The organism is Paraglaciecola algarum (genome assembly GCF_021532655.1).
GTDB classification, from domain to species: Bacteria; Pseudomonadota; Gammaproteobacteria; order Enterobacterales; family Alteromonadaceae; genus Paraglaciecola; species Paraglaciecola algarum.
In genome coordinates this window covers 829,981-856,823 of record NZ_JAKGAS010000001.1, presented here as the reverse complement: position 1 = coordinate 856,823, position 26,843 = coordinate 829,981, and the positions used below count along the sequence as shown (strand labels likewise).

Sequence of the window (26,843 nt, the reverse complement as noted above, 5' to 3'; positions counted from 1 at the left end):
TTCGTTTTATCATTTAACACCTCAATAATTGCATTATATTCCATTATTAAAGTGTCCTGTTTAATTAAAGCAGATTAGTTATATATGTACACATTCATAGTGACAATCGAAATACAGCATAACAAAAATAAAAAAATGCCCGAAACTATTACTAGTTCGGGCTTAGGGGAATGGCTCTCTGTTAGAGCCGTGCGCTAACTAAAACTTCAATTAAATGAAGTATAAAAGCTCATGAAACTGGAAAGGTAAGTATACGATGACTCAGCATAAAAAATAAACAATTATTTAAACACAAATAGTAAATAATTTGCATCTCTAAAAGTACTTGGGATTTACGTTTAGTTGTTTAGATATGTACTTAAATTTACATAATATGAGTTATTGTCGACATTTCTGGTTGTATTAAATTGATAATTAGTTACTATTTGATAATACAAATATTATTGTCGACACTTTTATCAATGCCGAACCAATTATTTAATTCTAATACGACCCGTGCTGATTCTGTATTTACCGATTTACGAACAAGGATCGTAGAAGGTGAAATCACCCCAAGCTCAAAACTTAGTGAGCCAGAACTGGCTAAATATTATCAAATTAGTCGCTCAACATTACGAGATGCTTTGTCACGGATCGAAGCTTGTGGGTTAGTTGAACGTAAAGCAAATATCGGCTATCGCGTTGTTGCACTGTCGACAGAAGGGTTACTTGAGTTATTCCAAGTAAGAGAGTCTCTAGAAGGTATGGCATGTCGTCTTGCGGCCCAAAACATGAGCGAGAATCAAATTGTACAACTCAATGAGTTGTTAAATATACATCAGCAAGATGAACCTTTACAAAGAGGCCAAGGTTATATCCAACAAGAAGGGGACTTGGACTTTCATTACCAAATAGTAATGGGTAGCGGAAACAAACAGTTGATACGTTTGTTATGTGAAGAACTATATTACTTAGTGCGTATGTATCGTTATCAATTTGGCATGCCAAGTCCAAGAGCAAAAAGGGCGTTCAACGAACATCAAAACATAATTCAAGCCATTACTGACAAAGATGGTGAATTGGCAGAGATATTAATGCGTAGGCATATAGCAGCTTCCCGACTAAATGTAGAAAAAAGGATGAATGTAAATGAGTAACCCAGGTGCCAAGTTTCGATTGGCTTTAAACGACAATCAACCTTTGCTGTTAGTTGGAACAATTAACGCCTATACCGCCATAATGGCTAAAACTATTGGACATAAAGCTATCTATCTCTCTGGTGGTGGTGTGGCAAATGCGTCATATGGCTTACCTGATTTAGGTATGACCTCTCTTAATGATGTATTAGTTGATGTACAAAGAATAACTGCAGCTTGTGATTTGCCACTTCTAGTTGATATAGATACTGGCTGGGGAGGGGCGTTTAATATTACTAAAACCATTAGAGACATGGAAAAAGCAGGTGCCGCTGCTGTTCATATTGAAGATCAAGTGGCGCAAAAACGTTGTGGGCACAGGCCAAATAAAGAAATAGTCACAACCCAAGAAATGGTAGATAGAATAAGAGCAGCAGTTGACGCTAGAACCAACCCAGATTTTTTTATTATGGCTCGCACTGATTCCTTTTCTCAACAAGGATTAGATGCAGCAATTGAAAGGGCACAAGCATACGTCGAAGCAGGGGCTGATGGGATTTTTGCTGAAGCCATTAAAACGGAAGATGATTATCGAGCTTTTTCACAAGCCTTAAATGTGCCGATTTTGGCCAATATTACTGAGTTTGGTCAAACAGAATTATGGAATAAACAAGAATTAGCATCTTGGGGCGTTGAAATGGTGTTGTACCCCTTAAGTGCTTTTAGAGCCATGAATAAAGCGGCTGAAAATGTGTATCAAGCCATTTTAAAAGACGGCGATCAAAAAGCCGTTGTCGATTCAATGCAGACTCGTATGGAATTATACGACTATTTAGGCTATCACCAATACGAGCAAAAATTGGATAGGCTTTTTTCTGAAGGCAAAAACAAATAATAACTAGGTGATTGAAAATGGTTGATAAAAAATTAACTGGAGCGGGACTAAGAGGCCAAAGTGCCGGTCAAACCAAATTATGTACTGTAGGTAAATCAGGCTCAGGTTTAACCTACTGTGGTTATGATGTGTCAGATCTAGCCGATAATGCGACCTTCGAAGAAGTCGCTTATTTGTTATTTAACTCAGAACTGCCAAATGAATCTCAGTTAGCAGATTACTTAAGTTCCTTAAAAGGCTTACGTGATTTACCACAAGCTTTAAAAGAGGTACTTAAATTAATACCAGCTGACACTCATCCCATGGATGTCATGCGAACAGCATGTTCCTTTTTAGGAAATTTAGAGCCAGAAGTAGAGTTTACTCAACAAATTCAAGCGTCTAATCGTTTATTAGCGGCGTTTCCTGCCATCATGTGTTTTTGGTATCGCTATAGTCATGAGGGTGTGGAAATTGACTGTCAAACCGACCAAAACTCTACTGCGGGCCACTTTTTAAAATTATTAACCAGTAAGTCACCTTCTGCACTACATAAAAAAGTCATGGATGTATCCCTAATTTTATATGCAGAGCACGAATTTAATGCTTCTACCTTTACTGCTCGAGTGTGTGCATCAACCTTGTCTGACATGTATTCATGTGTTGCTGGTGCCATAGGTTCTCTTAGAGGCCCGTTGCATGGCGGTGCAAATGAAGCGGCTATGGATATGATCCAAAAATTTAGCTCTCCCGAAGATGCTAAAAAACAAATGGCCGAGATGTTAGCCCGTAAAGAAAAGATCATGGGATTTGGCCATGCTATTTATCGTGCGTCTGACCCACGAAATGTGATCATCAAAAAATGGTCTGAACAACTATCAAAAGAATATGGTGACACCAGTTTGTACGATATTTCAGTAGCGTGTGAAGAGTATATGTGGGACAGCAAAAAACTATTTTGTAATGCGGATTTTTTCCATGCATCGGCGTATCACTTTATGGGTATCCCTACTAAATTATTTACCCCAATCTTTGTATGCTCAAGGGTAACTGGTTGGGCGGCACATGTGATGGAGCAAAGACAAAATAACCGTATTATTCGACCTAGTGCCGATTATATTGGCTCAGAGCCTAGAGTAGTCACGCCAATATCTGAGCGATAAATACCTATTAACTCGTTATTAACGCTAGACTTAATCCCTTAATTTTACTTTTATTTTGGATTTCCATGAATTATCAATATCGTAAACCTTTACCTGATTATCTATTCAATGGGGTAAAACTTGATTATTACGATACACGAGCGGCTATCGAAGAAATAGCGGTCGGTCGTTATGCCAAATTACCCTATACATCCAGGGTTTTAGCAGAGCAAATATTACGTAAATGTGACCCTACACAAATACAGTCCAGTCTAGAACAAATTGTGTTCGCAAAAAGTGAAATAGATTTTCCTTGGTACCCCGCTAGAGTGGTGTGCCATGATATTTTGGGCCAAACCGCATTAGTCGATTTAGCAGGTCTGAGAGATGCTATTGCTGAACAAGGTGGCGATCCAACTAAGGTGAATCCAGTAGTACCCACACAATTAATCGTCGATCATTCTTTAGCAGTAGAACATGCCGGCTATGATAAAGAAGCATTTAAAAAGAATAGGGTGATTGAAGAAAGGCGTAACCAAGATAGGTTCCATTTTATTGAATGGGCAAAAACGGCGTTCAAAAATGTAGATGTGATACCAGCAGGTAATGGCATTATGCACCAAATTAATCTAGAGAGAATGTCTCCTGTCATTCAATCTAAGGACGGCGTTGCATTTCCTGATACCTGTGTTGGCACTGACAGTCATACGCCCCATATAAATTCACTGGGTGTTATCGCGATTGGGGTAGGTGGGTTAGAAGCTGAAACAGTGATGTTAGGGCGGCCATCTATTATGAGAATGCCAAATATCATTGGCGTGAAATTGAGTGGACGTAGGCAATCAGGTATAACGGCCACTGATATTGTATTAGCCCTAACTGAGTTTCTTCGCCAATCAAAAGTGGTATCAGCATATCTAGAGTTCTTTGGTGAAGGGGTCGAGAGTTTAAGTATTGGAGATAGAGCGACTATTTCTAATATGACACCTGAATATGGCGCGACGGCAAGTATGTTTTATATTGACGAGCAAACCATAGACTATTTAAAAGTAACCGGTAGAGAGCCAGAACAAGTAGCCTTGGTAGAGAATTACGCTAAACATACTGGGTTATGGGCTGATGACTTAACTCAAGTGGAATATCAAAGGGTGTTAGAGTTTGACTTATCCAGTGTAGGCCGGAACTTAGCGGGTCCATCAAATCCTCATAAACGCGTAGCGACTGCCGATTTAGTTAAGCGTGATATTGCCCATGCATCAACTGATACTTCCCAAAAAGAAAATCAAATGCCAGACGGCGCAGTCATTATTGCCGCAATTACAAGTTGTACAAACACCAGTAATCCACGAAATGTGATAGCCGCGGGGTTATTAGCCCGTAACGCCAATAAATTAGGCTTAGTCCGCAAACCTTGGGTTAAATCTTCATTCGCTCCGGGGTCTAAAGTCGCCAAATTGTACTTACAAGAAGCGGACCTATTATCTGAAATGGAGCAATTAGGCTTTGGTATAGTGGGTTATGCCTGCACTACTTGCAACGGCATGAGCGGAGCTTTAGATCCATTAATACAACAAGAAATAATTGACCGAGATCTGTATTCAACGGCGGTTTTATCCGGTAACCGAAATTTTGATGGGCGTATACATCCATATGCAAAACAAGCATTTTTAGCTTCTCCGCCCTTAGTGATAGCCTACGCCATTGCTGGTAGTATTCGGTTTGATATCGAAAATTCAGTACTAGGCCAAGATCAAAAAGGCACTGATATAAAACTTAAAGACATTTGGCCCACCGATGAAGAAATAGATCAACTCGTTGCCACCTACGTTAAGCCTGAACAATTTACCAAGGTTTATACACCAATGTTTGATTTAGGCTCATTTACTCCAGCTAAAAGTCCACTTTATGACTGGCGCCCAGAAAGTACTTATATTAGAAGGCCACCGTATTGGCAGTCATCATTTGCTAATAAAGCAGGTTTGAAGAATATGCGGCCATTAGCCATTTTAGGGGATAATATAACGACTGATCATCTGTCACCTTCAAATGCGATAATGTTAGATAGTGCTGCTGGTGAGTATCTTGCCCAAATGGGCGTGCCAGAGGAAGATTTTAATTCCTACGCCACACACAGAGGTGATCATTTAACGGCTCAACGTGCCACCTTTGCTAATCCTAAACTGATAAATGAAATGATTGTTGAAAATGGTAAAATTAAACGAGGGTCATATGCTCGACTAGAGCCCGAGGGAAAAGTAATGCGCATGTGGGAAGCCATTGAAAATTACATGCAACGCAATCAACCATTAATCATTATTGCTGGTGCTGATTACGGGCAGGGCTCTTCTCGAGATTGGGCGGCGAAAGGAGTTCGTTTAGCAGGCGTTGAAGTGATTGTGGCCGAAGGTTTTGAGCGAATACATAGAACAAACTTAGTCGGAATGGGTGTTTTGCCATTAGAGTTTAATCAAGGAACCAATCGTAACACCTTACATTTAGATGGCTCTGAAATTTACCATGTGTCCGGTGAAGCTTTGAGTGGAGCAAATTTAGCTGGGGCAAGTTTGGATTTGGTCGTACAAAGGCAAAACGGAGAATCAATTCAAGTGCCTGTTATTTGCCGTTTAGATACAGCGGAAGAGGTAAAGGTATATGAAGCCGGAGGAGTGTTACAGCGCTTTGCCTTAGATTTTTTGAGTACTATAGCTCCGAAAAAGAATAACGTAATGAAGGATAACGCGAAAAAGGCTAACCTTTAGATGGATTATATAACTCAGCTTAAAATACCTGCAACTTATATGCGTGGTGGAACCAGTAAAGGGGTCTTTTTTAATCTACAAGACTTACCTAAACAAGCGCAAGCCCCGGGGAAAGCCAGAGACGACTTGCTATTGAGGGTCATTGGCAGCCCAGATCCCTATGAAAAACAAATAGATGGCATGGGAGGCGCAAGCTCTAGCACCAGTAAAGCAGTCATACTTTCAAAAAGTGATAAAGCGGAACATGATGTAAATTATCTATTTGGGCAAATATCTATTGATAAACCTAAAGTAGATTGGAGTGGAAATTGTGGCAATTTAACTGCGGCTGTAGGCTCTTTTGCCGTTACCAATCAGCTTGTAGATAATAGTCGTATTCCGCAAAATGGCATTGCCATAATACGTATCTGGCAAGAAAATATTCAAAAAAGTATAGTTGCTCATGTGCCTATTCAAAACGGTCAAGTTGTTGAATGCGGCCACTTTGAGCTAGATGGGGTAACTTTTCCCTCTGCAGAGATAAAAATAGAATTTATTCAACCAGTGGATGCTAGCGATATTTTGTTTCCAACCGGCAATTTAGTTGATCAATTAGATATTCCTGATGTTGGGAGTATATCGGCCACTATGATAAACGCAGGCATTCCTACAATTTTTGTCAACGCTGTTGATATCGGGTATTTAGGGACAGAATCACAAGAGAATATCAATAACGATCCAGCTGCATTGCAAAAGTTTGAAAAAATTCGGGCATATGGTGCGTTAAAAATGGGACTTATTGAAAATTTGGATGAAGCAAATAACAGATTGCACACGCCTAAAATTGTTTATATTGGGCCTTCAACTGATTACCAATGTACTAGTGGTAAACAGGTCTCCAAAAATCAGATAGATCTATGTGTAAGGGCTTTGTCGATGGGCAAGTTACACCACGCTATGATGGGCACAGCCGCAGTGTCGATAGCTTCGGCATCAGTTATTCAAGGTACGATTGTTAATCAACTAATAACTGGAAATTTAGCCGAAAAAGCACGGCATAGTTATGTGGTATTTGGACACCCATCAGGTACGTTAAAAGTGGGTGCACAAGCGGCTAAAAATCTCGGAAAATGGACAATAGAAAAAGTGACTATGAGTCGTAGTGCCCGAGTACTCATGGAGGGTAAGGTATTAATTCCGCACACTTGGGAACAAAAAGCATGAAAACTGAAGTTAGGGTTAATGAATTATCATGCCCTTTTTGTGGGAATAATAATTATTGTGGGGTGAATAGTTCATCACCTTGTTGGTGTTTTGAGTCTAAAATTCCAAATGCTTTGGTTGAGTTATTACCTAATAAGTTACAACATAAATCATGCATATGTAAAAACTGTATTAACAGTTTCAATACCCATCCAGCCCATTTTAAAAAAAGTATCCAATTAAAACCCTAGTTACATTTTGTTAAGGGGACATTCAGCAGGCTCGGTTAAGATTGAAAACAATTTAACTCTAGGAATAACAAATATGTTTAAAATAATATGTATAACCTTGTTTAGCACTTTTATAGTTAATTATAGTGTTGCTGCAACACAGGATAACCAAACCAGACACATAAAAGTCACAGGTATGGGCGTTGTGAATAGTACCCCGGATATTTTTAGTTTCGTGGTGCATATTGAGGAAAAGGGTAAGTTTGCTGGTGAGCTGAATAAAATCATAAAGACAAAAACTTTAGATGTAGTTAACGCACTGACGAGTATTGGTGTGGAAAAGAAGTCTATTCAAACGTTGCAAGTTAGGTTTAACCCTTGGATCGAATACAAAAGGGAAGGTAACGAACAAAAAGGTTTTGTTTTAACCAGAAAGATCAAGGTGACTTTAGATAAATTAGAACAATATGGACAATCTATAGATGCTTTACTTAATATAGGTATTACTCGTATTGATGGATTTAGTGCGACTTCAAGTAAAAGTGCAGAAAATTATCAATCAGCATTGCAAAGCGCATTATTAAATGCACAAAAACGCGCCAGCCAAATGGTGCAAACTTTGGACTTGAAGTTAGGTAAAGTCATAACCATATCAGAGCAATCCTCTGGTAATGTTGCGCCAGTAGAAATGGATGTCTTGAGAATGAGCGCAGCAAAAACCTCTAGTTACCAACCCGGTGAAGTGGCTATGCAAGCCAGAGTTGAGGTGGTATTTAGTCTCGTAGACTAATTTTTAATATAAAGTTTCAAATAATAGTGATTGGAATAACAACTGGATTAACAATTAATGTCACAAGATAAAAAAACACTCTACGTTGAATTGGCTCAACAAGCACAAGCTATAGTGGCAGGTGAAACAGACAAAGTCGCTAATATGGCGAATATAAGCGCATTAATTTATTGGGCACTAAAAGATGTTAATTGGGCAGGTTTTTATTTAATAAAAGACGAGCAACTAGTATTAGGGCCATTTCATGGCAAACCTGCTTGTATACGTATTCCAATTGGTACTGGTGTATGTGGGACTGCCGCAGCAGAAAATAAAGTGCAATTAATCCAAGACGTGCACCAATTTAGTGGGCATATTGCTTGTGATGCAGCTTCCAACTCAGAAATAGTGATCCCTATAAACCTATCAGGCAATTTATTTGGTGTGTTAGATTTAGATAGCCCATTAATTGCTCGTTTTGACTCAGAAGATCTGCTAGGCCTGACTAAGATAGTAGAAATTCTACAAGTCGCTATGGAAAAATAAAGGAAAAGCGTAAAATGAAAAATATGGTCGATATTCATGTCGCTTTGGCCACAATAGAAGATATGGAGTTTTGGGAGGATCGGGCTGAAGAAGCGGCTGATCGTCTCAATACTTTGTTACACATGCTTTATGATCAAGCTGATGAAGACATCAATTCCACAAATTTAGAAAATATGATCCAATATATTTGGGAAAATTGGCGAGAAGATAGCCATTTACTCGATATAGATGAAGATGATTTGTATGACTGGGTTGACCAACTTCTAGCAACTTGGGATGATGAGCACCAAGAACCTCGTTAACAAACAAAACTAGAAGACTTAATGGACAATCCACAAAAATTTTCAAATAGTAAAGAAGTAATCAATTTTTTAGTAGAAACCTTTCCAGCCTGTTTCAGTGCTAAGGGGGATGCAAAACCACTTAAAATTGGTATTTTTCAAGATCTGGCAGAACGTTTAGAAAACGAAGAGCGGGTAAGTAAAACCTTGTTGCGTTCTTCTTTACGTCATTACACTAATAGTTGGCGATATCTGCACAGTATTAAAAAGGATGCGCAGCGTATTGACCTGGATGGTAAAGGTGTAGCTGTAATTGAAGATGAACATGTTGAACATGCTAAAAAACAGCTTGAAGAAAGTAAAGCCAAAGTGGCTGAAAAGCGCAAAGAGCAAAAGCTTCAACAAGATGAAGCTAAGAAAAAACTCAAGAAAGATATTCCCAAATTTAAATCGTCTAAAAGAATAGACAAAAATCTAGAAAAAAAAGAACAACCTAAAGTTAAACTCCCACCTGCTGAAAAGTTAACAGACGACCAAGTTAAAGTTGGTACATTAGTTACCGTAAAGGTTGGGAAGAGTCCAATGCCAGCAACTATCACTGATGTTGCAAAAGATGGTATTCAAGTGCAACTTGACAGCGGTATGGTAGTCAAAGTGCAATTAGATAATTTAAGGTTAGCTCGTTCTAAAAGGTAAACATATGATTAGATCAATTCGTGTATCAGTGGTTTCGGCGTTACTCGCTGCTAGTTCCTCTGCAGTAGCAATTGAAAATAGTACTAGCAGCGAAGATTTACCTGAGCTCAAACAAGAGTCTCAGCATATTGCCTCTGCGAAAAGGATTTCATCACAGTTTTTACGCTCTCACTATAAACAAATTGATCTTAATGATGAATTGTCTGAAAAAATATTTGATCGTTTCATTCGTTCTTTAGACTTTAATCGAAATGTATTTACAGCCAAAGATATCGCAGAGTTCTCTCAATATAAAACCAAGTTTGATGATGCCATCGAGCGCGGTAACCTAGCCATTGCCTATGAGATTTATCAGTCTAATATGCATAAGCGCGCCCAAAGGTATGAATATGCTTTATCACTGTTAGAAAAAGAATTTAACTTTGAACAAGCAAATGACAAGTTTGTTTACGATAGAGAAGATGCCGATTGGGCTAAAAATACTGCAGAGTTAGATGAACTTTGGCGACAAAGGGTTAAGTATGACGCGCTAAATTTAAAGTTAGCCGGTAAAGATTGGGCGAAAACCCAAGAGTTACTAACCAAAAGATACAAAAGAGCCATAAAACGCCTCACCCAAACCACCAGTGAAGATGTATTTCAAACAGTGATGCATTCATTTGCACGCAGTATTGAAGCACATACTAGTTATTTGTCTCCACGTAATGCTGAACGTTTTAAGATGGAAATGAATCTTTCATTTGAAGGTATTGGGGCTGTGTTATTGAGTGAAGATGACTATACAGTGATCCGCAGTGTTGTGCCCGGAGGCCCAGCTGAATTGTCTGGCAAAATTAAGCCAGAAGATAAGATTGTTGGTGTAGCTCAAGATGATGACGAATTTGTAGACGTTATTGGCTGGCGCTTAGATGAGGTCGTTGAATTAATTAAAGGCCCTAAAGGTAGTATTGTTAAGCTTCAAATGGTCAAAGGTTCTTCTGAATCCACAGTGCCTGAAGTAGTCACTTTAACTCGAGATAAAATTAAACTTGAAGATAGGGCGGCTAAATCGGAGGTTTATGTACCTAAGGAAGGCCCAAATAAAGACCGTAAATTGGGTGTAATTTCCATCCCTTCTTTTTACAATAATCTGCATCAAGACGTTCAAAAAGAAATCGAAAGCTTAAAAGAACAAGATATCCAAGGTTTAATTGTTGATTTACGTGGCAACGGCGGTGGATCGCTGACTGAAGCGACACTCTTGTCTGGATTATTTATTGATAAAGGGCCTGTAGTACAGATCCGTGACGGGGCAGGTCGAATTCGATTAGAGAAAGATGTAGACGGAAAAGTATATTACGATGGCCCACTAACAGTATTAGTAGATCGTTATAGCGCTTCTGCTTCAGAAATTTTTGCCGCAGCCATGCAAGACTATAGTCGTGGCGTTATTTTAGGTGAGCAAACCTTTGGCAAAGGTACAGTGCAACAACACAGACCTTTAGGGCGGATCTACGATCTGTATGAAAACCCGCTAGGCAGCGTTCAATTTACTATCGCTAAGTTTTATCGAATTAATGGTGGCAGTACTCAACATAAAGGAGTCATCCCAGACATTTTGTTTCCATCAGTCATAGACCCTAAAGATTGGGGGGAAAGCCAAGAAGAAAATGCGCTGCCTTGGGACAGTATTGTGCGCGCAAACTATACAACCTTTGGTGAGAACCATGAAGTCATTAAAGCCTTAGAAGAGCGCCACAAAAACAGAATAAAAGATGAATTTAACTATATATATGAAGATATTGTGCGTTTTAATATCAAAAAAGAAAATAAAACAATTTCTTTGGTGGAGTCTGAACGTTTGAAAGAAAAGTCCGAAAATGAATTAAGAGCTCTTACTCGCGTTAACGAACGTTTAGCACGATTAGGTCTACCCAAGGTAGAAAATTTGGAAGGTGATCTGCCAGAAGAATTAGAAGAATTAGATCCATTTCTAGACGAAGCGGCAAATATTACCTATGACGTTTTATCAGCGGGTAAATACGCAATAAATAACAAACAAGAAAAGCATTAAGTTCAATACTTACAGGCAGTGCTATAGATAACAGTACTGCCGCTCCTATAACTATATAAAAATAATAAAAGGGCCGTATATGAGTGCTCGTGGTGAATTTTCGTCTCGCTTAGGTTTTATCTTAGCTGCTGCTGGGTCAGCTGTTGGATTGGGTAACATCTGGGGATTCCCTACCCAAGTTGCCAGTAATGGAGGTGCAGCTTTTGTACTTGTTTATGTCATATTAGCGTTTTTATTAGCCTATCCAGTGTTAATGGCAGAGTTAATTATTGGCCGTGCAACTCGCTCCAATATGGTTGCAGCATTAGGAAAGATATCTGGCAATAATATAGGTAAAGCAGCAGGTATTTGGGGCTTTATTACAGTATCACTTATTTTATCCTTTTATGCCTTAGTTGCGGGATGGATGTTGTCACATCTAGTGCAAACTATCACAGATATGTTAGGTCAACAGGGCTGGTCTACCTGGTTAGTGACATCCTCTGTTACCCGAGACATTGTATTTTCAGCACTGTTTTTATGTTTGACTGCGCTAATTGTGACTGGTGGTGTGAGCAAAGGAATTGAAAAATGGTCTGTCAGGTTAATGCCCGCTTTGTTTATTATCATAGCCTTATTGATCCTTTATGTATCGACACTGGATGGTGCATCTGAAGGTTGGAGTGCCTATTTATTACCTGATTTTAGTTTAGTCATGGATCCTGAACTCTTGGTTAATGCGATGGGGCAAGCATTCTTTTCTATGTCTTTAGGTGTGGGTACTATGCTGGTTTATGGCTCTTATATTAGTAAAAAAGAAAGCTTGCCAACTCTAGGTGCCTCAGTTGCCCTAGTGGATATTGGGGTAGCAGTGTTAGCTGGTATGTTAATTATTCCTGCCATGTACGTGGCCTTGCACAATGGTATTGAAATATTCACCGGAACTGGTGAGTTAATAGAAGGTCCTAATTTGATCTTTGCCGTGTTGCCCTCGTTATTTGATTCAATGGGCAGTGTAGGTGTCTATGTGGCCTTTGTATTCTTCGCTTTAATGTTAATTGCTGCATTAACATCTTCTATTTCAATGCTAGAAGTGCCAGTAGCTTACGTAGTAGAAAGTCATGAAATTGAGCGCAGGCCAGCCGTATGGTTATTAACTTTTTGTGTTTTTGCAGCAAGTACTACTATTGCATTAAATTTTAATCAATTATTTGTGTTAACCATAGATTTAACCACAAAATATAGCCAACCATTATTGGGCTTAGTTCTATGTATTTACGCTGGGTGGGTGTGGAAACGAAATGAAGTGTTAAAAGAACTATTGCAAGGTAATGAACAAGCAGAGCAAGGTCTATTTTGGAAAATTTGGCCTTGGTATGTGAAGTTTGTATGCCCTGTGGTAATAGCCATTATGTTTTATTTAAAAATAGTTAATTAACTCGTTAATCTAATAAAGCGGATATCAAAAATATGTCGATAGAAAATCAATATAAAGAAGCTTCGTTATTAGATGCATTAGTACCGATCATCATTTTAATCACATTGTTAGGTTCTTCAGTTTATTTATTTGGAGACAACTCTTCATTTGGACCTAATCAGATTGCATTACTAATTTCGATGGGCATTGCAGCCATTATCGGCATGAAGAATGGATATAGTTGGGAGGTGATAGAAGAGGGGATTATTAAAGGCATATCCCGCTCTTTAGGTGCCATTTTAATATTATTAGCAGTAGGTTCGTTAATTGGAACCTGGATGTTAGCGGGTACCGTTCCCACCTTAATTTATTACGGCTTAGACTTATTAAACCCTTCTATGTTTTATGCGGCAACGTGTCTAATATGCGCAGTAGTTGCTATGAGTATTGGTAGTTCTTGGACTACAGCGGCCACTGTTGGTGTAGCATTGATGGGGGTGTCGATTGGTATGGGTATGTCTGAAGCCGTTACAGCCGGGGCTGTCGTATCAGGTGCCTACTTCGGAGATAAAGTTTCGCCACTGTCTGAAACCACAAACTTGGCTCCAGCTATTGCTGGTACAAATTTGTTTGAACATATACAGTACATGTTATGGACTACAGTGCCCAGTATTATCATCACACTTATTCTATTTGTATTTATCGGAATGGGAGCTGAGCCTACTGATTCCGCTTCAAAAATTGCAGAGATGCAAGAGTTGCTTGAGCAGGAATTTAACCTTGGATTACATATGTTGATCCCGTTATTTGTATTGTTGACCTTGGCTATCAAAAAGGTCCCTGCTTTTCCATCCGTCTCTATCGGGGCTTTATTGGGTGGAGTCTGGGCTGCATTGTTCCAGCCAGAACTAATCGCCAATTTTGTCAGTGATAATGCTGAAGGCGCAGGCGCTATTCAAGGGGCTATTATTGTCATTTGGTCTGCCTTGTTTGATGGTGTGTCTTTTTCAACACCTAGTGATACTTTGAATGATTTGTTAAGTCGTGGCGGAATGTCAAGTATGCTCAATACCATTTGGCTAATTATGTGCGCCATGACTTTTGGAGCGGTATTAGAAAAAGTAGGTTTATTAAAACGAGCCGTTAAAGCGTTTTTGAAGGGCGCGAATTCAGCAGGTGATATGATTACTCGCACAATACTAACCTGTATTGGTACCAATATTATTACCGCCGATCAGTATATTTCTATCGTTATGCCTGGTCGTATGTATAAAAATGAATTTGAAAAACGTGGTTTACATCAGTTAAATTTATCCCGCAGTTTAGAAGATGGTGGAACCTTAACGTCACCATTAATACCTTGGAATACCTGTGGTGTATATATGCACGGCGTATTAGCTGTTAATCCGCTAGACTATATTTTTTATACATTTTTTAATTTAATTAACCCTGTTTTAGCCGTTATATATGCTTACTTAGGCATTAAGATTTTACGTATTCCCGTTCCTGAACATTTAGCTAAAAGTTAGATTAGCTTTAATATTTAGATTCAATTATTTAGATTCAATAATACTTAACTTTAATTGTCAGAGATTTTTCATGTCTACTAATACCACAAGTTCACCTGCCCCTATCGTCAAACGTAGAGCAGATTACCAACAACCAGACTTTTTAATTCAAACCGTGGACATACATTTTGAACTTGAAAGCCATGAAACCATAGTAACCTGTAGCACTACGGTTACGCGTAATGGAAAACATGATAAACCATTAGTTTTAGACGGTGAACAACTTAAACTACTTTCAGTTAAATTAGATGGAAAAGAACAAAGTGATTATCTACAAGATGAAACATCGTTAACTATCCATACATTAAAAAACGAATTTGAACTCACTATCCAAAATCAAATTGACCCTAAGGGAAACTCCAGTTTAGAAGGTTTATATCAATCTAGTGGAGCTTTTTGTACTCAATGTGAGGCAGAGGGGTTTAGAAAAATAACCTACTTTTTAGATAGACCAGATGTACTAGCTAAATACCAAGTCACAATAGTAGGTGACAAAACTTTATATCCATATTTATTATCTAACGGAAACAAAGTAGACAGTGGCGAATTGGCGGATAACAAACATTGGGTAAAATGGTCAGATCCCTTTAACAAACCCTGCTATCTATTTGCCTTAGTGGCAGGTGATTTTGATTTATTAGAAGACACCTTTGTTACTGCGTCTAATAGGTCTGTAAAATTAGAATTATTTGTCGACAAAGGTAAAGCCGAACGCGGTTATCATGCTCTCGAATCTCTAAAAAAATCTATGGCATGGGACGAAACTGAGTTTGGCCTAGAATATGACCTAGATATTTACATGATAGTCGCCGTCGACTTTTTCAACATGGGAGCTATGGAAAACAAAGGTCTCAATGTTTTTAATAGCAAATTTGTATTGGCTAATGAGCAAACAGCTACAGATGAAGATTTCTTTAATATCGAGGCTGTAATAGGCCATGAATATTTTCATAATTGGACGGGTAACAGGATCACTTGTCGTGATTGGTTTCAACTTAGTTTAAAAGAAGGCTTAACCGTCTTTCGAGATCAGCAGTTTAGTAATGACATGTCGTCGCCCATAGTTAACCGAATTAAGAATGTGCGGATCATGCGCGAACATCAATTTGCTGAAGATGCTAGTGCTATGTCCCATCCTATCAGGCCTGATGAAGTCATAGAGATGAATAACTTCTACACAGTAACGGTTTACGATAAAGGCGCTGAAGTTATACGCATGTTACATACCTTATTAGGAAAACAGGGGTTTCGGGCAGGCATGGACCTTTATTTTCAGCGTTTTGACGGGCAAGCTGTCACCTGTGATGATTTTGTACAAGCCATGCAAGATGCAAATAATAAAGATCTAACTCAATTTAGACGTTGGTATAGTCAATCAGGTACGCCGCAAGTCACAGTTTCTGATACTTATGAGCAAGAAACTGGGCTTTATAAAATTGAGTTTAGTCAACAAACTAAGCCAACATTTGATCAAGCTGAAAAGTTAAACCTGGTTATTCCTATGAGATTTAGCTTAATTGATCAAAATCACAATCAACAACTAAACTCGGTAATTGAAGAACAGATAGTAGAATTAACAGAGCAAACACAGGTCATTGAATTTAGTAACCAGAGCTCAAAGCCTGTACTTTCTTTGTTACACGACTTTTGTGCTCCGGTAAAACTAAATTACGCTTATTCAAGAAGTGATTTGGTAGCACTAATGTTAAAGTCGCCCGATGATTTTACTCGCTGGGATGCCAGTCAAAGGGTGTTTAGTCAGTGTATTTTACAATTGGCTGATCAAGGTGAGATAACAAAAACACAGTCTATAAAAGATACGGTTGCGGTTTTTGACCAAGTTATTAATGATGCAAACTTAGACCTAGCATTAAAAACAGAGATGTTAACCATTCCTAGTTTTGAAAGCTTGTTCCAACAAGTTGAATCTGTTGATGTTGAACAGCTGCGTAAGAGTCGTTTACAACTCTTAGAAGCCTTTGCAGATACTTATCAAACCCAATGGTTTGATTTATATAAAAGTATTCAAATACCAAAATACGAATATACAGTGGAGCAAGTTAAACAAAGAAAGATACGTAACCTTGTTTTAAAATATTTGGCTGCCAGCCAACACCAGCATGCGCAGTCAATAATAGAACAGCAGTTTTTAACCGCAGACAACATGACGGATTCAATAGGCGCGCTTGCGGCCGCTCAACTTGGTGATTTAGCTGAATTTGATTCATTAATGCAACAGTTTGAGCAAAAATGGCAAGCCGATCCATTAGTATTAGACAAGTGGTTTGCACTGCAAGCCAATACCGATAGGGCCGATATTCTAGCTAGGCTAGAACTGTTAATGGGACACGCTCAATATACCATTAACAATCCAAATAGGGTGAGAGCGTTAATCGGCAGCTTTGCATTTTATAATGTCTCTGGTTTTCACAATATTGATGGTAGTGGTTATAAATTTGTCGCAGATTATTTAATCAAACTCAACGATATCAATCCTCAGGTGGCATCTAGGATGATCACTCCACTGATCCAATGGCAAAAGGTTGATGTTAAAAGACAAGCTCTAATGCAGCATCAACTTATGCGAATTGGTGATACCCCGGGACTGAGTAAAGATTTATACGAAAAAATTACAAAGAGTTTACCTTAAGTTAGTTCGGTATATATAAATTTATCATGCAGTCCTACTATTTTACGCTTTCTGTTGAATATGATTTTTGTGAGCAGTTTTACCAACCTGGAGTAAATTCTGTGGTTATGACATCTGACGATGGAAAGCGGATCCAACTTCCTGTACGAAACCTTCGCCCCCATGTTACCCGAAAAGGTATTCAAGGCAGGTTTCGCTTAATTTTTGATGATAACTACAAAATTAAAAGCTTTGAAAAAGTAACCCAAGACTAATTCGGCTCACTGCAAAAAAGTTTTTGCATATTTATTTAAGAATACTAGTTTTCACTACCTTTTTCTGGGTGCTAACCTTACCTAATTGCATAACTATGTATTCTGTTAAAAATATGTAAATTAGCTATATCAAATTCCTTATTTTTTAGCGAAAATAACTTCAATAAGTCAAAAAACTGTATATATCTCAGTCTATTGACTAACCTAAGTTTGAATGTTCTAAAAACACTTCGGTGCATAATTGCATTTATAAACTACTATTAATTGCCTTAATCAAGAATGGTGACACATGACGGTTGCAGATAACCAACATTCAGTTTTACTTGAAAATGTCTATAAATTGATTAGTAAAAAAGTTGAATCGTCCCAGATTGAACGAGTAACTAATTTTTCAAAAATTTTATTTAAAAATATTTCTAATGACGACCTCGAGAATCGTAACGCCAGCAATTTATACGGTGCAACGTTAAGTCTTTGGAATGAATTTGTAGATTACACTGGTGAAGAACCATTTATTCGAGCATTTAACCCTGAGATTAGTAAGCATGGTTGGCAGTCAACTCACACAATTGTCGAAATAATCGTAGTAGATATGCCGTTTTTAGTTGATTCGGTGCGCATGGCACTTAATCGTCTTGGCATTACTGCTCATTTATTGCTACATAGCCCAATCAGTTTAAGTCGCGATGTTAACCATAAGTTTAAAGATTTTGAACCCGCTTCGACCAAGAAAAAGGGAACTGAACGTCAAACCGTATTTATGATTGAGGTTGACCGTCAGACTTCTAGAAAACAATTAGATGTAATTAGTTCTGAACTAATTACGGTAGTAAAAGATGTGTCTTTGGTAGTTGATGACTGGAAGTTAATGAGTGAAAAACTAACACAAAGTATTGCTCATTTTAATAGCAGTCCTTGTCCGGCTTCTAAGCAAGAAATACAACAAACTGATAAATTTTTAAACTGGTTAAATAATCACAATTTTACCCTTATGGGGTACCGAAGTTATCAGGCTAAAGGTATCGAAGGGGACTATAGATGGGTAGCAGATAATAAATCTAGTTTAGGGTTAATGAAAAACTCACAAACAGATAGACAAAGAGTGTTATCAAATATCCCAACCTCGGCAAGAACAGAAGCATTAAGTTCCAATCCCTTGATGTTAACCAAAACCAGTCGCCCTTCTAGAGTGCATAGACCTGCTTATTTGGATTACGTAGGGATAAAACGCTTTGATAAACAGGGAAATGTTATTGGTGAAGACAGGTTTATAGGCCTTTATTCCGCTTCGTTTTACAACAGTAGCGCGACACAGTTACCTGTGCTTGAAGAAAAGATCAGTGCGATTTCTAAACTGTCTGGGTTTGAACCTGGCACCCACGGTCACAAGGCCTTTTTAAACATTATTGAGACTTATCCACGGGATGAATTGTTACAAGGTAGTGTTAAAGAGTTAGCCCAAATTGTACTAGGTATCTTTCAAATGCAAGAAAGGGGTATATCTAAATTATTTGTGCGTAAAGACGTGTTTGGCCGGTTTATTTCTTGTATGGTTTTTGTACCCAGAGAAAGGTATAACACTCAGTTGCGCAAAGATACACAAGCATTATTACAAAAGTCTTTTGCTAGTGAACAAACAGTTGAATTTACCACATATTTTTCAGAGTCTGTGTATGCCAGAACGCATTACATTGCCAGAGTCAATAACAATAACGCGGATTATAATGTGAAGGAAATTGAGAAGAATATCATTGAGTTAAGCAAGAGTTGGGACGATCAACTTCAAGCCACTATAGGTGCAAATCATGGTGAAGCAAAAGGTAAACGGCTAGAGCATAAATATGTTAATGCTTTTTCAAGTAGTTATAAAGAATGTAACTTACCTAGTGCAGCTTTAGTCGATATCGACAAATTAGAAGTTTTAACCAATGAACGCTCCTTAGACATGTTATTTTACCGCCCTCAAGAAGAAGGACCGGAAAGTAAGCGAGTTAAATTAAAATTATTTCATAAAAACGAGCCTATCCATTTATCTGCCGTATTGCCCATGCTTGAAAACTTTGGTTTACGTGTAATTGATGAGAGTCCCTACAAAGTATCTTCAGCAGATGGTGAAGTGAATTGGATCATGGATTTTTCCATGTTACACAACACCAGTAACGATATGGAAATGGAACGAGCTCAGTCACTGTTTCAAACTGCATTTTCACAGGTTTGGTATGGCTCCTTAGAAGACGATCCCTTTAATCGCTTAGTATTGGGTGCCGGTCTAACGGGACGAAGTGTGACTGTATTACGCGCATATGCCAAATATATGCGCCAAATAGGTAGCTCTTTTAGTCGAGATTACATCGCAAATACTTTGGCAAATTATCCTAAAATTGGCACAGATTTAGTCGCTTTGTTTAACCAAAAGTTTGACCCTAAAGTAAAACGTAGTAGTAAAGCTGAGCAATCTATTTTAGATAACATTAAGCTCCAACTAGATAATGTTTCAAATTTAGATGATGACAGAATTATTCGCCGCTATTTAGATTTAATTCTAGCCACCCTCAGAACCAACTTTTATCAAAACGATGGACAAGGTAATGAAAAGCCTTACGTTTCTTTTAAGTTGTTACCTGAACTTATTTCAGAAATGCCACTACCTCGTCCAAAATTTGAGATCTTCGTCTATTCACCTCGAATTGAAGGTGTCCATTTACGCGGTGGAAAAGTAGCTAGAGGAGGATTGCGTTGGTCTGATAGACAGGAAGATTTTAGAACTGAAGTATTAGGTTTAGTCAAAGCCCAACAAGTTAAAAATACAGTGATAGTACCAGTAGGTGCAAAAGGTGGTTTTGTCTGTAAGAACCTACATTTAGCTACTAATCGTGAAGAGTTTCAAACTGAAGGCCAAGAGTGTTACAAAATTTTTATTCGTAGTTTACTGGATATCACTGACAATATCGTAGACGGAAAAGTGGTGCATCCAAAAGATGTAGTACGTTTAGATGAAGATGATGCCTATTTAGTGGTAGCGGCAGACAAAGGCACCGCCACCTTCTCTGATATTGCCAATGGAATTTCTGATGAGTATAACTTTTGGTTAGGAGATGCATTTGCATCAGGTGGCAGTATTGGTTACGACCACAAAAAGATGGGTATTACTGCCCGAGGGGCTTGGGAATCGGTTAAACGTCATTTCCGAGAAATGGGTAAAGACTGTCAAACCACTGATTTCACCTGCGTTGCGGTAGGCGATATGGCGGGAGATGTATTTGGTAATGGCATGTTGTTGTCTAAACATACGCAATTAGTGTGTGCCTTTAATCACTTGCACATCTTTTTTGATCCAAATCCAAATAGTGAGACCAGTTATAAAGAGCGTAGTCGCCTGTTTGAAAACCCTTCTTTAAGTTGGGATGACTACGACCGCTCGATTATTTCAAAGGGCGGCGATATATTTAGTCGCGCAGCTAAATCAATCACCTTAACCCCTGAAATGAAAAAATGCTTGGGTACTAAACAAACTAGCATGACCCCAAATGAGTTAATTCATAACGTGCTCAAAATGCCCGTTGATTTAATTTGGAATGGCGGCATTGGTACCTATGTTAAAAGTACCAAAGAAACCCACGCTGAAGTGGGCGATAGAGCGAATGATGATGTGCGTGTAAATGGCAATGAATTAACAGCTAAAATCATCGGTGAAGGTGGAAATCTAGGCACGACTCAGCTAGGCAGAATAGAGTTTGCAGCCAATGGTGGCCGAATTAATACAGATTTTATTGATAATGTCGGTGGAGTTGATTGCTCGGATAACGAGGTCAATATTAAAATATTACTCAACTCCTTAGTTAACGCAGGAGACCTTACGGTTAAGCAAAGAAACAAACTACTTTATGATATGACAGATGAAGTAGGGGAGTTAGTGATCCAAGATTGTTATCGTCAAACAGGTTCGATTTCTATCTCAGAGTTAGGTGGCGTCAGTCAACTAAAAGAACAATTAAGGTTTATTCATGGTTTAGAACGCGAGGGTTACCTAAATAGAGAGTTAGAGTTTATTCCTACTGATGACGAAATTTCAGAAAGATTGTCAAAATCTAAAGGTTTAACCAGACCAGAACTATCTGTGTTAATTGCATATGGTAAAATGGTCATGAAGGAAAAGCTTAATGTTCCTGAAATTACAAATAACAAATATCACGGAAAATTATTAATCGAAGCCTTCCCGGATAGGTTGCAAACTAAGTTTGCTAAACAAATGCAACACCATCCGCTTAGAAGTGAAATTATCGCCACTAAGTTAACCAATAATATCATTAATGATATGGGCATGAATTATGTTTTTCGGATCAAGGAAGAAACAGGTGCAAGTGTTGCTGAGATAGCAGCAAGTTATTCTGTGGTAAAAGGTGTATTTGACATGAATACTTTGTGGCAGGAGGTCGAGGCCTTAGATAATAAAGTTTCGTCATCTGTACAATTACACATGTTAGATAGTATGCGTCGAACCCTACGTAGGGCATCTCGTTGGTATTTAAGACACGGTAATAAGTCAGCCGATCTACAAAAATCAATTGATAGCTATCATAAAACCTTCAAAGACTTGTGTACTAATATTAAAGATTACTTAGTTGAAAATGAATATAAACAATTGGAATCGGCTTGTGATAATTTAATTAAACAAGGAGTGCCTAAAACGATTGCATTTAAGGTCGCTTCGTTAAGTAATATGTTCCCATGTATGGACTTAGCGCAAATTGCCGAATCAGAAGGTAAAGACATTTCATTAGTTTCTAGTCTTTACTTTAAGTTAGGCTCTAAGCTCGAGCTACATTGGTTCTTAGAACAAATCGACAAACAAGCCGTGACTAACCACTGGCAAGCTTTAGCACGCGCGTCCTATCGAGAAGAGTTGGATTGGCAGCAGCGTGCCATCACTACAGTCTTATTGGCCTCAGCAGGTAACAATCAAGATCCAGCTATTATTATTAAAAATTGGATGGACAATAATAAAATTTTACTCGATCGCTGGTATCATATGATGTCTGAGTTTAAAACCAGTAGCACCCATGAGTTTGCTAAGTTTTCGGTGGCCTTGCGCGAACTGATGTTATTAAGCATCAATGCCAGTAACTGAAACTAGGGGCTGTTGAACTTTGGTATATGTTTTTGCAGCGAATTGTGCGGTATTTATACAATGAAGCGCGAGTGTGGTGTAGTTGTTCTACATGAGTGAGTGCTGAAGCAGTATAAATATTGCACAAACGCTGCCCGAAGGGTTCTTCCTAAACTCTTTTTACTCTTTGTTGCTGACTTTTGACTTAATCCATTAGGCCTTTAAGTCAGCGCCTCAATTAAAAAGAGTTTAGTTTGAACAAAATTTATACACCAAAGATCAACAGCCCCTTGCCTTTAATCTATTAGCCCTGGGTATTCCGGGGCTTTTTTTTGTTTGAGAGAAATATATGTATTCCGTGATCCAAAAATTATTATTTACCCAAGACGCTGAATGGAGCCACGACTTCAGTATCAATTGGTTAAGACGTAGCCAAAACAATGTTTTGAATAATATCTATAAACAAAAGATTGAAGATAAACCTGTAGAAGTGTTTGGTATCACCTTTAAAAACCCCGTTGGCCTAGCCGCTGGGCTAGATAAAAATGGCGAATGTATTGATGCATTTGCTGCAATGGGTTTTGGTTTTATCGAAATTGGTACAGTTACTCCCAAACCACAACCAGGTAATGAAAAACCTAGAATGTTTCGACTACCAGCAGGGCAGGCAATCATTAATCGTATGGGATTTAACAATAAAGGTGTAGATAACCTAATTGAAAATGTTAAAAAATCTAAATACACAGGGGTGTTGGGTATAAACATTGGCAAAAATAAAGACACTCCAGAAGAAGAAGCTTTATCTGACTATCTAATTTGTTTAAACAAAGTCTATAACTATGCCAGTTATATTACGGTAAATATATCATCACCGAATACGCCAGGGTTACGAAATTTACAACACGGTAAAGCCTTAGATACGTTGTTAACGGGTTTAAAAAGTCGCCAAAAAGAATTAGAAAACGAATACAAAAAGTATGTTCCGATTCTAGTTAAGATCGCTCCAGATCTTACAGACGAAGAGATTGTCGACATGTCAAATTCTTTGATCAATGCAGGGATCGACGGGGTCATTGCAACCAACACAACTTTAGACAGAGATCTGGTTAAAGGACAAAAATATGCAGAGCAATCTGGCGGTTTGAGTGGAGCGGTATTATGCGCTAAAAGCCAGGCGGTTGTTAGTAAGTTAAGCGATCACATCGCAGGTAGAATGCCAGTTGTAGGGGTAGGGGGTATTCACTCCGGATCATCAGCCAAAGAACGGATCGATGCTGGATCCAGCTTGATCCAAATCTATTCCTCTTTGATCTACCAGGGGCCAAAATTGATCAAAGAGATCGTGGAATCTATATAATGATCCTGCATTGATCTGTTGATTTTATGCTAAATAAGTATGGGAATTAAACACTCATTTAATAAAAACATGTGTTAGCTTTTATTTAAGTTCTTTTTTATTTTATGAGTGTTATGTTGCAACCTATGTCCAATTGGTTTTGGTTTACTGAAAATAGTCAGCTAATGTTGTCTATGGGAAGTGAATGGCAGTGCACGACTGCTTATGGACAAAAACACATAGTAGATTTACCTAGCGTTAAAAAATTATTTAGCCTAAGAGATACAGAGTCTTATCTTTCCATGGCTAATTACCTTCAGTCCAGTGGCGCAAACTTAACCGATGCTCAATTGACCCATACCTTAATCAACGCAACTGCCGCATTGCAATTTCATAAACCGATCTCACCTAAGAGTTGGTTTTTTGATGAAATAGACAATCCTGGTAGTCATCATAAATTAGCCCGTATTAACAATATATTCGGTAGCGGAGTGGTTTTAGTTTTGTTAGATGAGGGAGTTCTTGCTACCTGTATGTTGATATCCAATCAAATTCAATTAAACGAAAACAAACAACTACAAAAGTTTGATTTAGTTAAAGTAGCAAAGAATAGACTCGAACCTTACCTAGCGGGTCAGTGTTGTCAGTTAAGCGCTTAATTTTCAATTAGTTTAAATACGACCATCGTTTACGACATTTTGTGCAAAGCTAGTTCGAATATACAAGCACTAAAGCCTAATTTACCGTATAATCCCGCCCGTTTTTAACTACGAGTAATACTATGTTTGAATTTTTAATTACCACTTCAAAAGGAATGGATGCACTGTTATTAGAAGAGGTAGCTCAAATCTGTCCAGATGTGGCACTAAAGAACAAACCTGGTCAGGTATTATTTAGCGGCTCTTTAACGGATGCATATAACGTATGCTTATGGTCTCGCTTAGCAAACCGTGTGTTAGTTAAACTAGCTGAAGGTGAAGTAAATTGCGCCGATGATGTTTATCACATAACAGATCAAGTTAATTGGCCAACCCAGTTTGCCATGCACAATACTTTTATGGTTGATTTTACCGGCACTAACCAAAGCATCAATAATACCCAATTTGGTGGTTTGAAAGTTAAAGATGCCATTGTTGACCAATTCACTACTTTCTTTGACCAAAGACCTTCGGTCAATAAGTTGTCACCTGATATTAGAGTCCAAGCCCGAATGTGGCGTAGCATATTAGGGATATATATTGACTTAAGTGGACAAAGTTTACACCAGAGACATTATCGTTTAAAAACAGGTTTAGCACCGGTAAAAGAACACCTTGCCAGTGCAATGTTAATTCGTAGTGGATGGAGTAAAAATCAACAAGCCCCACTAATCGACCCTATGTGTGGAGCCGGTACGATTGCCATTGAAGCTGCTATGATGGCATCAAAAATAGCGCCAGGACTAAAACGAGACAAATGGGGCTTCGACAGTTGGAAGCAGCATGATAGTGAATTATGGCAACAATTATCTGCACATGCCGAATCGCAAAAAGTTACGCCTCAATGTTTTATTAAAGCTAATGACATTGATGGAGCGGTATTGAAAGTTGCCAAAGAAAATGCACAAGTAGCAGGTGTGGCAGATTTAATTGAGTTTACTCAGCAAAATGCCTGTGAATTGAGCTTAGAAAATTTAGTAAAAGGTTACCTAGTCAGCAACCCGCCATACGGTGAACGATTAAGTGACACTAAACAATTGGTTCCACTTTTTCAAAAGTGGGGTGTACAGCTAAAACAACACTTTCAAGACTGGCATGTCTCTTTATTAACTTCCGATCGCAATTTATTGCGAGAAATGAAGTTAACCTCTAAAAAAGAATACAAATTGATGAACGGTAAACTTGAATGTTTATTAGTCAACTTTGAGTTAGATGAAAAAAACTGCCTAATACGCGAAATAAAACCATTGGAAAATGACTTTATTAATCGTTTCTTAAAGAATGTGCAAAAAACCAATAAATGGTTAAAAAAGCAAAATACCAATTGTTATCGTATTTATGATGCTGATTTACCTGAATATAATGTAGCTATCGATCAGTATGCTGACCATCTAGTTGTGCAAGAATACTCTGCACCAAAAGACGTGCCAGAGCACAAAGCGAAGAAGCGCATTAACGAAATTATGCAATCTCTAGTACAAGTATCAGGCATTGAATCTGATAAAATTGTGCTTAAAGTGCGTGAACAGCAAAAAGGAAAAAATCAATATCAAAAAGTCGCTCAGCGTAAAGAGCGCATTGAAGTATTTGAGAATGGCGCTAAGTTTCAGGTTAACTTATTTGATTACCTAGACACTGGGTTATTTCTGGATCACCGCATTACTCGTCAATTGATTCAGCAAAAAGCTAAAAACAAAGACGTACTGAATTTGTTTGCTTATACAGGCACTGTGTCGGTTCATGCGGCTTTAGGTGGGGCAAAATCGGTGACCACTGTTGATATGTCAAATACCTACATAGATTGGGCAAAAGACAATTTTACTACTAACAATTTACGAGGTGCTTACGAATTTATTCAAGCAGATTGTTTAACTTGGTTAAAACGACATAGAGGTAAATACGATTTAATCTTTATCGATCCGCCGTCTTTTTCGAACTCTAAACGAATGGAGGCAACTTGGGACGTACAAAGGGATCATGTAGCCTTGATTACAGACGCTCTAGAATGTCTTAACCCGCAAGGCGAAATAGTGTTCTCAAATAATTTGCGCCAATTTAAAATTAATTCCACTGAATTAGAAGCTTTGGGATTGAGTATAAAAGATATTTCGAACCAAACCTTGCCAGAAGATTTTAAACGAAACCCGAAAATACATAACTGTTGGTCTTTGATAAAAAGGTAACCAA

18 protein-coding genes and 2 pseudogenes are annotated in these 26,843 nt (G+C 38.2%); all 20 read left to right on the top strand.

Going from position 1 to position 26,843, the window contains the following annotated elements:
• Positions 1-461 precede the first annotated feature (461 nt).
• A pseudogene (locus tag L0668_RS20980) lies at positions 462-671 on the top strand (GntR family transcriptional regulator); the annotation flags it as partial.
• Positions 669-1,088, top strand: a pseudogene (locus L0668_RS20975) (GntR family transcriptional regulator); the annotation flags it as partial. The pseudogenes L0668_RS20980 and L0668_RS20975, both read left to right, overlap by 3 nt.
• 40 nt (positions 1,089-1,128) lie before the next feature.
• The gene (prpB, locus tag L0668_RS03480) at positions 1,129-2,010 is read left to right on the top strand and encodes a methylisocitrate lyase (RefSeq protein WP_235310666.1); all 882 of its coding nucleotides are present in this window, start codon (positions 1,129-1,131) and stop codon (positions 2,008-2,010) included.
• Positions 2,011-2,027: 17 nt separating this feature from the next.
• Complete coding sequence (gene prpC / locus L0668_RS03475) at positions 2,028-3,152, top strand: bifunctional 2-methylcitrate synthase/citrate synthase (protein ID WP_235310665.1); 1,125 nt, start codon at positions 2,028-2,030, stop codon at positions 3,150-3,152.
• 65 nt (positions 3,153-3,217) lie between these two features.
• Positions 3,218-5,890, top strand: coding sequence for a Fe/S-dependent 2-methylisocitrate dehydratase AcnD (acnD, locus tag L0668_RS03470; protein ID WP_235310664.1), 2,673 nt, complete (start codon positions 3,218-3,220; stop codon positions 5,888-5,890).
• On the top strand, positions 5,891-7,093 hold the full coding sequence (gene prpF, locus L0668_RS03465) for a 2-methylaconitate cis-trans isomerase PrpF (protein ID WP_235310663.1): 1,203 nt from the start codon (positions 5,891-5,893) through the stop codon (positions 7,091-7,093). It begins immediately after the preceding gene.
• Entirely contained in the window at positions 7,090-7,323 is a 234-nt protein-coding gene (locus L0668_RS20835; RefSeq protein WP_349815623.1) for a cysteine-rich CWC family protein, read from the top strand. The genes prpF and L0668_RS20835 overlap by 4 nt, the downstream gene beginning before the upstream one ends.
• 73 nt (positions 7,324-7,396) lie before the next feature.
• Positions 7,397-8,092 carry an SIMPL domain-containing protein gene (locus tag L0668_RS03460; RefSeq protein WP_235310662.1) on the top strand — a complete coding sequence of 232 codons (696 nt, stop codon included), beginning with the start codon at positions 7,397-7,399 and terminating at the stop codon, positions 8,090-8,092.
• A 57-nt stretch (positions 8,093-8,149) separates the two neighbouring features.
• Entirely contained in the window at positions 8,150-8,617 is a 468-nt protein-coding gene (msrC, locus tag L0668_RS03455; RefSeq protein WP_235310661.1) for a free L-methionine (R)-S-oxide reductase MsrC, read from the top strand.
• Positions 8,618-8,631: 14 nt separating this feature from the next.
• Positions 8,632-8,919 (top strand): hypothetical protein, encoded by a 288-nt coding sequence (locus tag L0668_RS03450; RefSeq protein ID WP_235310660.1) that lies wholly within the window; start codon positions 8,632-8,634, stop codon positions 8,917-8,919.
• Between the two features lie 21 nt (positions 8,920-8,940).
• A complete protein-coding gene (gene proQ / locus L0668_RS03445; RefSeq protein WP_235310659.1) occupies positions 8,941-9,594 on the top strand; it encodes an RNA chaperone ProQ in 654 nt (217 codons plus the stop codon).
• 4 nt (positions 9,595-9,598) lie between these two features.
• Entirely contained in the window at positions 9,599-11,647 is a 2,049-nt protein-coding gene (gene prc, locus L0668_RS03440) for a carboxy terminal-processing peptidase (RefSeq protein ID WP_235310658.1), read from the top strand.
• Between the two features lie 79 nt (positions 11,648-11,726).
• A complete protein-coding gene (locus L0668_RS03435; RefSeq protein WP_235310657.1) occupies positions 11,727-13,064 on the top strand; it encodes a sodium-dependent transporter in 1,338 nt (445 codons plus the stop codon).
• Between the two features lie 32 nt (positions 13,065-13,096).
• The gene (nhaC, locus tag L0668_RS03430) at positions 13,097-14,572 is read left to right on the top strand and encodes a Na+/H+ antiporter NhaC (protein ID WP_235310656.1); all 1,476 of its coding nucleotides are present in this window, start codon (positions 13,097-13,099) and stop codon (positions 14,570-14,572) included.
• A gap of 70 nt (positions 14,573-14,642) precedes the next feature.
• Positions 14,643-17,261: an aminopeptidase N gene (pepN, locus tag L0668_RS03425; RefSeq protein WP_235310655.1), complete on the top strand. Its 2,619-nt coding sequence runs from the start codon at positions 14,643-14,645 to the stop codon at positions 17,259-17,261.
• A gap of 26 nt (positions 17,262-17,287) precedes the next feature.
• On the top strand, positions 17,288-17,515 hold the full coding sequence (locus tag L0668_RS03420) for a DUF2835 family protein (RefSeq protein ID WP_235310654.1): 228 nt from the start codon (positions 17,288-17,290) through the stop codon (positions 17,513-17,515).
• A gap of 289 nt (positions 17,516-17,804) precedes the next feature.
• Positions 17,805-22,643 carry an NAD-glutamate dehydrogenase gene (locus L0668_RS03415; protein WP_235310653.1) on the top strand — a complete coding sequence of 1,613 codons (4,839 nt, stop codon included), beginning with the start codon at positions 17,805-17,807 and terminating at the stop codon, positions 22,641-22,643.
• A gap of 328 nt (positions 22,644-22,971) precedes the next feature.
• On the top strand, positions 22,972-23,979 hold the full coding sequence (gene pyrD / locus L0668_RS03410; RefSeq protein WP_235310652.1) for a quinone-dependent dihydroorotate dehydrogenase: 1,008 nt from the start codon (positions 22,972-22,974) through the stop codon (positions 23,977-23,979).
• 113 nt (positions 23,980-24,092) lie between these two features.
• Positions 24,093-24,617, top strand: a complete 525-nt coding sequence (locus L0668_RS03405) for a cell division protein ZapC domain-containing protein (RefSeq protein WP_235310651.1) — start codon at positions 24,093-24,095, stop codon at positions 24,615-24,617.
• 122 nt (positions 24,618-24,739) lie between these two features.
• Entirely contained in the window at positions 24,740-26,839 is a 2,100-nt protein-coding gene (gene rlmKL / locus L0668_RS03400; RefSeq protein WP_235310650.1) for a bifunctional 23S rRNA (guanine(2069)-N(7))-methyltransferase RlmK/23S rRNA (guanine(2445)-N(2))-methyltransferase RlmL, read from the top strand.
• Positions 26,840-26,843 lie beyond the last annotated feature (4 nt).